At 56.4% G+C, this 9123-nt stretch carries 8 protein-coding genes and 6 pseudogenes; 1 reads left to right on the forward strand and 13 read right to left on the reverse strand.

Annotated features, from left to right (window positions below; translation table 11 throughout):
- Positions 1 to 138, forward strand: a pseudogene (locus Z052_RS17110) (IS1595 family transposase); the annotation flags it as partial.
- Positions 139 to 201: 63 nt separating this feature from the next.
- Here the strand turns inward: Z052_RS17110 and Z052_RS20620 are convergent.
- The 13 genes and pseudogenes from Z052_RS20620 to Z052_RS17170 form a co-directional block, all read right to left on the reverse strand.
- Positions 202 to 510: pseudogene (locus Z052_RS20620) on the reverse strand (nucleotidyl transferase AbiEii/AbiGii toxin family protein); the annotation flags it as partial.
- A gap of 18 nt (positions 511 to 528) precedes the next feature.
- A pseudogene (locus Z052_RS17115) lies at positions 529 to 1190 on the reverse strand (DUF955 domain-containing protein); the annotation flags it as partial.
- Positions 1191 to 1276: 86 nt separating this feature from the next.
- Positions 1277 to 1620, reverse strand: a pseudogene (locus Z052_RS17120) (hypothetical protein).
- Positions 1621 to 1853: 233 nt separating this feature from the next.
- Positions 1854 to 2075, reverse strand: coding sequence for a hypothetical protein (locus tag Z052_RS17125; RefSeq protein ID WP_099289285.1), 222 nt, complete (start codon positions 2073 to 2075; stop codon positions 1854 to 1856).
- A 118-nt stretch (positions 2076 to 2193) separates the two neighbouring features.
- Positions 2194 to 2889 (reverse strand): nucleotidyltransferase family protein, encoded by a 696-nt coding sequence (locus Z052_RS17130; RefSeq protein ID WP_099289286.1) that lies wholly within the window; start codon positions 2887 to 2889, stop codon positions 2194 to 2196.
- A gap of 2 nt (positions 2890 to 2891) precedes the next feature.
- On the reverse strand, positions 2892 to 3557 hold the full coding sequence (locus tag Z052_RS17135; RefSeq protein ID WP_099289287.1) for a winged helix-turn-helix domain-containing protein: 666 nt from the start codon (positions 3555 to 3557) through the stop codon (positions 2892 to 2894).
- A gap of 37 nt (positions 3558 to 3594) precedes the next feature.
- Positions 3595 to 3876 carry a hypothetical protein gene (locus tag Z052_RS17140; protein ID WP_099289288.1) on the reverse strand — a complete coding sequence of 94 codons (282 nt, stop codon included), beginning with the start codon at positions 3874 to 3876 and terminating at the stop codon, positions 3595 to 3597.
- Positions 3877 to 3899: 23 nt separating this feature from the next.
- Positions 3900 to 4301 (reverse strand): annotated as a pseudogene (locus tag Z052_RS21115) (DUF6166 domain-containing protein).
- 119 nt (positions 4302 to 4420) lie between these two features.
- Positions 4421 to 5413 (reverse strand): transposase, encoded by a 993-nt coding sequence (locus tag Z052_RS17150; RefSeq protein ID WP_099289293.1) that lies wholly within the window; start codon positions 5411 to 5413, stop codon positions 4421 to 4423.
- Positions 5414 to 5692: 279 nt separating this feature from the next.
- Positions 5693 to 5884: pseudogene (locus Z052_RS21445) on the reverse strand (hypothetical protein); the annotation flags it as partial.
- A complete protein-coding gene (locus Z052_RS17160) occupies positions 5881 to 6831 on the reverse strand; it encodes a winged helix DNA-binding protein (RefSeq protein WP_099289290.1) in 951 nt (316 codons plus the stop codon). The pseudogene Z052_RS21445 and the gene Z052_RS17160, both read right to left, overlap by 4 nt.
- Positions 6832 to 7151: 320 nt before the next feature.
- A complete protein-coding gene (locus Z052_RS17165) occupies positions 7152 to 7574 on the reverse strand; it encodes a hypothetical protein (protein ID WP_199058316.1) in 423 nt (140 codons plus the stop codon).
- 14 nt (positions 7575 to 7588) lie between these two features.
- Positions 7589 to 8500 (reverse strand): ParA family protein, encoded by a 912-nt coding sequence (locus Z052_RS17170; protein WP_099289292.1) that lies wholly within the window; start codon positions 8498 to 8500, stop codon positions 7589 to 7591.
- Positions 8501 to 9123 lie beyond the last annotated feature (623 nt).

The following is a 9123-nucleotide window of genomic DNA, read 5'->3' on the forward strand; positions in this document are numbered from 1 at the left end:
TTCCGCGGCCTGTCCAAGCAGGGCTTGGAACAGGCCGCTCACACCTTCGGTATCGTTCGATCACTCACTCTCGCCGGAGGATCTGTCGAGACAGCGGTTGAGTGTCTCGTTATCGGGTCTTTCCGCAATTCTACATAAGAGCGATCGCCAGAGATCCGGACGCGACACTCATCGGTCATCCACACCGACATCGGCCGTTGCCTACGGCGATCCCTGTTGGGAGATCACCGTGTTCAATTGTTCCCAGACCATATCGAACGCCGGCGGATCACCGGTCAGATCCGGCAGCGTGGTCTCCCACTGGTGGCGGATCGTTTCTTGTTGTTCGTCCGGGAGCCCGTCGTTCAGGTCAACGGTGAGCCCATCGTGTTTGCACTTCGCGTCGAAGGCGGGCCCCACGTCGGCAAAGTTGATCGCGACCGAATCGGTTTCGAGCAGCTGATAGAGATAGTCGTCACGCGCGGCCCCGCGCCGGTAGATTGCCTGGAGCTTTTCCGCGAAGATCTCCTCGACGCTGTACGCCTAGACGTTCTCCCGCTCCCGAACCTCGACACGCGGCTGTATATCGACGAGACTCAGATGCTCGCAGATGCCCTTCGTCTCGGCGTGCGTCCACTCCTCGGCTGGAACGATTCGCACCGTCACGCCGAGGCCGTCAGCGGCGACAGTCAACTGGTCGACGAGATCGCCGGCGTCCCCGGTCGCTTCCGTGTCCAGGTCGGGAAGCACTCGCCCTCGGTCTGGGAGACATCGAACACCGGCGCGGGCTTGAACCCGACCAGCCCCTCCGACCATTCTTCGGGCGGCGTCTCATCGTAGTCACAATCGCTGTCCTCGTGGTAGCTCGGCGAGTTCTCACACTCCGGACACTGCTTCGTGATGATCGGGGCCCAGATCCAGATGGCCGATTCCCCTTCCTGGACGTGCCGGTCGAACTCCTCCTGCCACGTTCGGTAGTCTGCGACGCGCGTCGCCTCGGGGCACTGTTGCTTGATGAGGAGCGTGTTCCGGTAGGAGTAGTCGTGAAAGCGACTCTGGACGTCGAGCCACTCTTGGAACTCCTCACTAGCCTGCGCGTCGTCGACGCCGGCGACGAGTTCATCGATCCACTGTTTGATCGTACTGTTCATCTCGTCGTCTCGCGTGTCGGTCTCTCCGAAGGAGACCGACGAATCACTGGTCGTAGCCATTGTGTTCACCGAATCAAGTTCACGGCGACTGCGTCTGTTCAGACCGCGCCGCACCCCTCAGAGCATCCAAAAACCGAGTTTGTCGGTTAGCGGAGTTCGTGACGTTCGTCCGCGAAGCCGACCGTGACAAGGTACTCGAGGAACTCGTCGAACCGCTCGACGTCGCTAGGCGTGTCGGTCGCAAGGTGACGTGCCCACTCGATGGCCCATTGGAAGGCGGGATCTGTCCCGCCCTTGCCGTGTAGATACCACCACCGGGCCGATTTGAGAACCACTATGGGATTCGTCGGCGGCTGCTCACCGGCGAGCCCACGGTGATCGATTCGATTCCTTCGGGTACCTCAGCAGAATCCACCTGGCCTGATTGGGTATTCGATACGTCGACTGGAATGTCGTCGATTGAGATGTCGTTCGGATGTTGTTGACTCACGGAATACACCCCTGAATGAGGACTTACTGGATCGAGCCCCCGCCCTTTCCGGGGGCATAAAAAACAGCACGCTGCGTTACGCCAGCGGGATGTAGACGGTCATCTCGCTCACTTTGAGTTGGCCGTCGTCGTCGAATGCGGTCTGTTGTTGAATCTCGATTTTAGGTCGCTCACTCATCTAGATTGACCCTCTACCCACCGAGGCTCCGACAAGTAGCTCCCCGGCTGTCGCGTCAGTCGTCCCGTGAACAGATTTCAGTAGCCCGCTCTTCGAGCTGGCGGAGGATCTGAACGCGCTGCTGGTTCGCATTCTCGTAGGCGACGCAGGCTCGCAGTGTCTCCATATCGTGAATCGTCACGATGCCGGCGTTGATGAGTCGCGTATTCTGAGGTTCGAGGCGTTGTTCTGGTGATAGTTCGTTCGAGTCTGGGTCGTGCCCTCCTGTGTCGCTCATGGACGGTCGCCTCCGCTCCTGCTGAGGCGAGGACAAACAGCGCCGGTTCTCTCTGGGCGTCACTTTTCAGTAATAGCTACGCACAGATACCGTCGCTGTAGGCATGGGAAACGCTATTTCACTTCTGCTGTCGTTTGAGGAATTCGAGGAGCGTCTCGATGTCGTCGGCTGATGCCGACGATTGGCCGAACATGCTCTTGAATCGGTGATCCAGCCCACCTTCTTCGATGAAGGCTTGGGCCTCACTGAGCTGCGACCGGAGGGCATCAGCATCGCCGCGGTGGAGATGCGACTCGACGCCATCGAGGTCAACCGCTGGGATAGCAGCGAGGACATCAGCGAGATCCGTCTTTCGGCCGCTATGGAGTTTCGCGGCGACGAGGATTTCTCCATCAGCTGCTTGTGCGGTCGTTGACCGGGTCCCGCCCGAAATCATCGTTTCAGTACTGTGCTCACGTAGATAGTCGAACGACCATTCCGCCTCGGTTTGCCGACAGCCAAGCCCATTCACGAGAATGTCGACGCCGACCGGGTGGGGGAGTCCTTCGGTCCGTTCAAAGACGTCGATTTCCCGATTATAGATGGTCTCTTCCGGTGGAACTTCGAGCTCGGCCGTCCGTTCGAAACCGCGTGCTTCGAGGAATGCCACGACGTCGTCGTAGTCATCCGGGGCGATGACGAGATCCAGGTCGGTCGAGAATCGCGGTTCGAACTGACTGATCGCGTACCCACCAACGAGGACGAATCCGATGTTGGACTGTTCCAGTTCTTCGAGTACTTGGATGAGTGCCTCACTGCGGTCTTCTTGACTCATGCTCAGGCTGGCTCCATACGATAGTTCGCATCTGTATCGACATCGTCGTACATCCGACCGAGCATGTCGAGTGCGGACTCGAAGGTTGCGTAGTATTCGTTTGCGAATGCCACGGTTTCTTGGAGTGGGATGACGGGTCGTCCATCGACCATCTCGGCCTCGATTTCTGAACGGGGCTCGAGAACGATCTGGATGGCACCGTCGAATTCGTCGGCAGGCTGGCGTTCCTCCGCAGTCGGGATCCTAAATCGGTCGAAGAACGCCGTCCAGGCGTCAAAATCGGACTCGTGGACGGCGATGAACAGCGGATAGTCACCCGGCTCGCGAGCGACCTGATAGCCACCGCGAGTCCAGATATAGACTGCATCGATAGCGGTGAATGTGTAGTCCATGCCGGCGAACTGCGGAAGGACGTACGCCTCCGGGATTGACGGCGGTGAGGTAGCTGCTGCTGCGGCTAGGAACTCGAGCCCGACATCCCGAATCGTCTGATCAAGGAACTGGAGACCATCATCATACGCGATGTAGCCGGCCTTCTCGAGACGGTTCACGACGCGCCGAATCGTCTCCCGGTTCTCGTCGATCTTCCGCGCGATGCCGGAGATGGAATCGCCTGGGTCGAGCGCGAGGAGGACCTTGAATTCCTTCTCACCGCACACTTCATACATTCTATAGCTACACAAATTTGTGTAACAGACAAAAGTATTACTCTTTGTGTGGAGTTGCTGGCTGGATCTGGCGAGTGTCCTCAGCGAGGTCGTGGATGTACGCTCTGAGGATTTCCATGTCCTCGCGGGCGTCTTCGAGAGTCTTGCCTTTCGCTTTCGCGACGATTTTGTCCTGATCACGGGTGCCAGTTCCGCGAGTGAGTTTCACGGTGATGGAGACGCCGACGTCACTACGTTCGACGTACTCCGTTCGTGACGGCTGCTCACTGGATCCGGTCGGTTCGTCATTCGAACGAGATGGCTGGGTCTGTTCTGACATAGGTTGCTCTCGGTGATTGGTGTTTAGACGGTTGGTGCGACCGACTCGTCAGGCGTTTCGTGAAGAACTGCGTCGATGTCGCTGCTGGTGAGCCGTCAGCATCTGTTGGGACCTGTACATTCGAGCTGGCTCACGACCTCGGTTTTGAACTCTTGGTAGTGATCGAGGGCGAACGCCTCATCGCCCGTGTAATCGAGCAAAAGGGCGAGTGCGAGTTGGGCCGGCCCGCTGCCGCAATATCCCCATTCGAATCCCGAAGGACTGTGATTCGCCACCTTGAGACTCCGCTCTGGCGTGAGTTGTTCTTGATCCGATTGCTTCTCGACGATAGCGGTGCCTCGACGGCGGTAACCGACGTAGATGACGTCGGGATCAGCTGAGGTCCGTGACTGTACATACGACCGTGGGTCGCTGATTCCACTTATTGGTTGGTTCGCGGGAGGCTCGTTCGATCACCCCCGCACCCCTCTCGGGGGGTCAAAAACAGGACGGGCTGCGTTCGACAACGTATTTGGCAGTTGCTGAGGGTGTCATAGAACTCTTGTCACACCGTGATGATCGTGCTCCCCGGATTGTCTCCGCGTTCGTAGTTGGTGATAGCGACGACGAGGCGAAGGCACAGAGCAAGAAATACCTGCGCCCGTGCGTGGACGCGGCCTCGGGCGTGCGTTCGCCCGAGGCCGCAGTCCTTCACTGATTCGTTGGTTCGTTCAACTCCAGTACGGCGGTTGTACGTCTCTTCCAACGTGGACTGCTTCAGCTGAACGTCGTCGCTGTGTTGATCGATACGGTCTTCGACCCTGTACTCGATGTCTTTCGGGTCGTCGGCGTTTCGCGCGTTGTACGGAGCGACTGGCACAACCCCTGCGGCCAGCAGGTGGTCGTGCCAGTCGAGCGTGTCGTAGGCGCTGTCACCGACCATCCAGATCGGTGTGGCGACGGCGAGCGCGTCACGTGTGACGCGCATCGCCGTCTCCTCTGGCGCTTGCTTACTCTCGGTGAACTCGGCTGTAATCGGGATCTTTTGCACGGTCGAGACGATTGTACAGCCGTAGCCGTAGTAGTATTCGTCGTCGGTTGGATCGTAGCATTTCGACGCATCTTGATCGGCGGGCATCGCCCTCACATCGGTTGAATCGATACAGTAAGTCAAGTCGAGCAGGCCGCGGCAGGCGGCCTGCTCGACGAGCCGGTCAAAGACCTCGTCAACGACGTGTTCGAGGTCGGTGGGAAAGCGATCGACCGCGTCTCTCGACGGCGGTCGATCGAACCCACAGCTTAGCCAAACGACCGTGTTCCGAAGCTCTCGTTCAACGGGACGAATGCCGTAGATGTCCTTGTAGTAGCAGTGGAGAAAGCCACGCATCAGCTCTGGTGGGTTGTGTTCTCGTGTTCGCCCCGTCTTCGCCGGGGCGAACACATCGAACTCTTCGAGAAACTCGAAGGAAAGGTGCTCAAACAGCGCTAGCGTCTCGGTTTCCACGGAATTAAAGAACGAATCTATCGAAGGATCATCTTGCAGGGTCGCTGAACTCATCCACCTCAGCATTCACCCTGCTCTTTGGTGTGCTACTCGTTCTATGACACCCTCTTCACTCCTGTGGGGATGGACTACGGCTACGAACCGATTGATACTGATCGGGACGACGATACGCATCCCGCAGCCGGACACTGAATAGTTAGTTCATGGCTTTTCGCTTCTCCGTCAACTACACCGATTTGGAGGTCTTCGAACGGGTGTCTACGCGGAACCGTCGTGGAACCGTTCGATCGGGATATCGGAGACATCGTCATAATCGTCGTCATCGCCAACGAAGAGCGTCGCGTCGACATGTTCGAACTCAGATACCACACCCAGCGCGAGGTCGATATCTTCGGTTTGGTCTTTCAATCCATGAACTGTCATCGCCGATCCCCCAAGGAGATACACCGTCACGGACTCCGACAGCCAACTATCGAATTCTTTAAGAAACGCTTTGATCGCCTCGCTACCACTGAATACAGTTATGCGACCCCGTACTGATCTTTGAGCGCCCTGAATTCTGCTTCACTCGGGAGGACGGCAGGAAGGTCGTCTGTGGTGTCGAACTCTCCGTGGAGTGTCCGATACATCGCAGTCACTGTCGACTCCAGACTGTACCACTGTGCAGTCTCTGTCAGCGTCTCTTGGTCGATATCCAACGTCTCGATAAGGAGCATCGCATAACTGACGCGACGAGACCCGCTATCGAGGACGAGCGTGTGGCACACGACGTTGGCAGGTGTGAGCTCCTCGTCGGGCGCATACCAGAACGCGGGTTCGCCGGCGAGGAAGAACTGCAGGCCGTACTCCACAAACCGAGCAAGCCCGGCCAGTTGCCAGTCGGTGGCGGCCTTGAGTGCTTCCGTATCTTCGGCTGTCTGTACGCGGACGAGTGCTCGCTTCGGATCACACCATTTGACGGTCGCACTCGGTGCAAGTCCTCGGACGCGCGACCGGTGTTCGTGCCGGACGACTGCACGAGCGAACGTCAGCAGCGGCGAGAGGTCCTCACTTAACGCATACTCCGGGCCCGATGGGGACAGCATCGCGCGATGCTTGAGTGGTGACAGCGCCTTGTGGACACCTTGCCGGGTAATACCAAGTCGCTCGGCGATCGCGGACACGCGTCGGGGCTCGTCGAGATACCAGCACACCCGGAGTGTGGCCGGCGAGAGGAGATCGGGCCACTCGACGTGTCCGAGTTCGGATCGAAGGGCTCGGTATGCTTCGACGACCGGGTGGTCTGTGAGGGAGACTTCCCGCTGGTTGTTTGGCCCACGGTGTTCGGCGAGCAACCCCGATTCGAGTAACTTGTCGAGTACGTCGTAGAGATGAGTCTGCGAATACTCAGTGTCCATCACGAGATCAGCTGCTGTTGCTTCCCGGCCGGTGCTCAACGCGTCGATGACGGCGAGTCCGGCCTTCGTAAGCATTTCTGTCCACTCTAAGCACTATACATGTAAATCCGTTTCTTGATTTAGGTTGACGAAATCTGATCCACTATTGCTACCTCTGTCATAGAATCATCACCAGTGACCAAATTCACTGAGAGGAGACGAGCACGCAAAACAAATTGCGGACAAATACACCGACATCATGCTCCCCGACGGCAGGAAGGCTGGGGACGATACACTGCTGATTCTATCTTTCGTGAACGACGGCGAACTAGAATCAGACGCGGTTTAGAGTGATTGAACCAGGTGATACTCCAGTAGTCGTCTCCATGTGATCTATGACTCAAAGAATCACTGATTTACTGATCGGTGTCTTCCGTTGCGAGTTCGCGAATCTTCTCTTTTGTCTCTTCACGGTACTCTCCAAATGCCACTTCGAAAATGGCCCGGTAGAAGTGTTTGTTCTTTTCGAGGGTGACGCCGTCCCGCTTCAGCTGCTTTTTGAGCCGCGTGAACGTGACCTCGATGTCTTCACTCTGTTTCGGTTCAACGTATATCGTGGCTGAATCCCAGTCTTCTCGGATGTTCAGAGGATCTTCATCAGCGTCTGCTGTTTCTCCTGTCGCAGCCTCCGTTGTGGAAGTAGCCTCCTGCTGTTCTGATTGCTCTGGAGGAGCACCTGGTGCTTCGTGGTCGTCTCTTTCTGCCGCCTCGTCTGCTTCGTCGGCTGCGGCTTCTTCCTCTTCTGGGTCTTCTGATGGGTCCTCAAACCGCTCATCCATTCCTCGGGGCATATTTACACCTCCACCTGCGTTTTGTCGAAGGCTCGTTCCATGGTTTCCGCAATTTCTCCGAACAGGTCGCGCTCGACCTGCTGGTCGTTTGCGTCCTCCCATTCGAAGATATCACACCCATTGTCCCAAGCACGCTGAATTGCTACGCGCATTGGGAGTTTAAATATCGGCGCCAGTGATGCGTATGACTCATCAAAAGCGGCAAGGAATTTCTGTGACTGCCCATCATCTCGATACATATTCGCTAGCAACCCGACGATCGCAATCTCGATCTGTTGGTTGGTCTCAATCGACTCGAGCTGGTCCCAGAGGTCGTCGAGGGCATCACGGGATGTCGCCTGGGTTTGCGCAGCCAGGAAGACGTTCTGTGCCGCGATAAACGCCGCATCTGTCAGAACTGAGAGATCCGGTGGGCAATCAATCAGAATAAAGTCGTAGTCGTAGCCGTCGTCCACCAATTCTTCGAGCGCAAGCTTCAACGACAGCCGAGCACCTGCGTCGTCCATCCAATCTCGGGCAAGCCCCATATCCTTGTGGCTCGGCACAAGATCGAAATTCAGGTGCTCGTATTCGTCGCTATGGACCATAATTTCTGACAGCGTCGTGTTGTCTGTGCGCGGATTGTCGACGAGGACGTCGAGAAGATTTGCGTCATCGGTTGCGAGCCTATTCGGAAGATCGTTTTTTGGGCTTGAGGGATCGTTGTCGTCGCCCGGTCCCAGTCCAAGGCCTTTCGTCATGTCGGCCTGTGGATCCATATCGATTGCGAGGACATCGTGACCGTGAGTGGCCAGTGCCGCGGCACTGTTGATCGTTGCTGTTGTCTTTCCCGTTCCGCCCTTCTGGTTGCCGAAGGCGATCGTGGGAATGCCAGTTGATGATGTGACGCCCCATCCCCGAGGTGGCTCAGTCATGTCTGGATCATTGATTCAATGATTCATAAAGCTACGTCAGACATCTAATCCCGCTCTGGGAATGGTAAAGTGCTGTATTCCGCGGTATAAACCGCTAAAAGGCGCTTATGACGTTGTACTTGGTGAAAAGTCAAAGAATCACTGATTCATTGAGCCAACGCATTCTGGAATCCTCGATTGTCGATTCCTCGGGGATTGGTGCTTGCTACTGGCAGTTACTGAATCAGTGACTCTGTACTTCCCGTGGTGGGTAATTCATTGAATCTCTATCTCTTGGATTCACTGATTCATTGATTCAGTATTTCAAATAGTCGCTGGCTCCGAGATTCTCTGTGATCCACTGAATCCTGGAATCAACCACTCAAAAAATCTTAGATTCACTGAATCTATGATTCAATGACTCTGCGACTCACGGACTCTACGACTTAGTAATATAGACTACCTCGATCCCGTGGACCCTAGCAATACGGACGTAGATTGGGTCGAGAGAGGGTTTGGGGCGGAGTGGTCCTAGTCACCCCCCTGACACTAATGTCTCCTCGCCAATGCCGACGATAAATCAGTCAGGGATAGAGACAGTCAGCAAGATTTTCACCGGGACGAATGATACTGTCAGCTAAATA

The sequence above is a fragment of the Halorubrum sp. C191 genome (assembly GCF_002727095.1).
Classification (GTDB): Archaea; Halobacteriota; Halobacteria; order Halobacteriales; family Haloferacaceae; genus Halorubrum; species Halorubrum ezzemoulense.

Coding starts and splice junctions, on each gene's coding strand:
- Z052_RS17125 (WP_099289285.1), bottom strand. CDS start 2,075: ATGAGCGACACAGGAGGGCACGACCCAGACTCGAACGAACTATCACCA.
- Z052_RS17130 (WP_099289286.1), bottom strand. CDS start 2,889: ATGAGTCAAGAAGACCGCAGTGAGGCACTCATCCAAGTACTCGAAGAA.
- Z052_RS17135 (WP_099289287.1), bottom strand. CDS start 3,557: ATGTATGAAGTGTGCGGTGAGAAGGAATTCAAGGTCCTCCTCGCGCTC.
- Z052_RS17140 (WP_099289288.1), bottom strand. CDS start 3,876: ATGTCAGAACAGACCCAGCCATCTCGTTCGAATGACGAACCGACCGGA.
- Z052_RS17150 (WP_099289293.1), bottom strand. CDS start 5,413: ATGAGTTCAGCGACCCTGCAAGATGATCCTTCGATAGATTCGTTCTTT.
- Z052_RS17160 (WP_099289290.1), bottom strand. CDS start 6,831: ATGCTTACGAAGGCCGGACTCGCCGTCATCGACGCGTTGAGCACCGGC.
- Z052_RS17165 (WP_199058316.1), bottom strand. CDS start 7,574: ATGGATGAGCGGTTTGAGGACCCATCAGAAGACCCAGAAGAGGAAGAA.
- Z052_RS17170 (WP_099289292.1), bottom strand. CDS start 8,500: ATGACTGAGCCACCTCGGGGATGGGGCGTCACATCATCAACTGGCATT.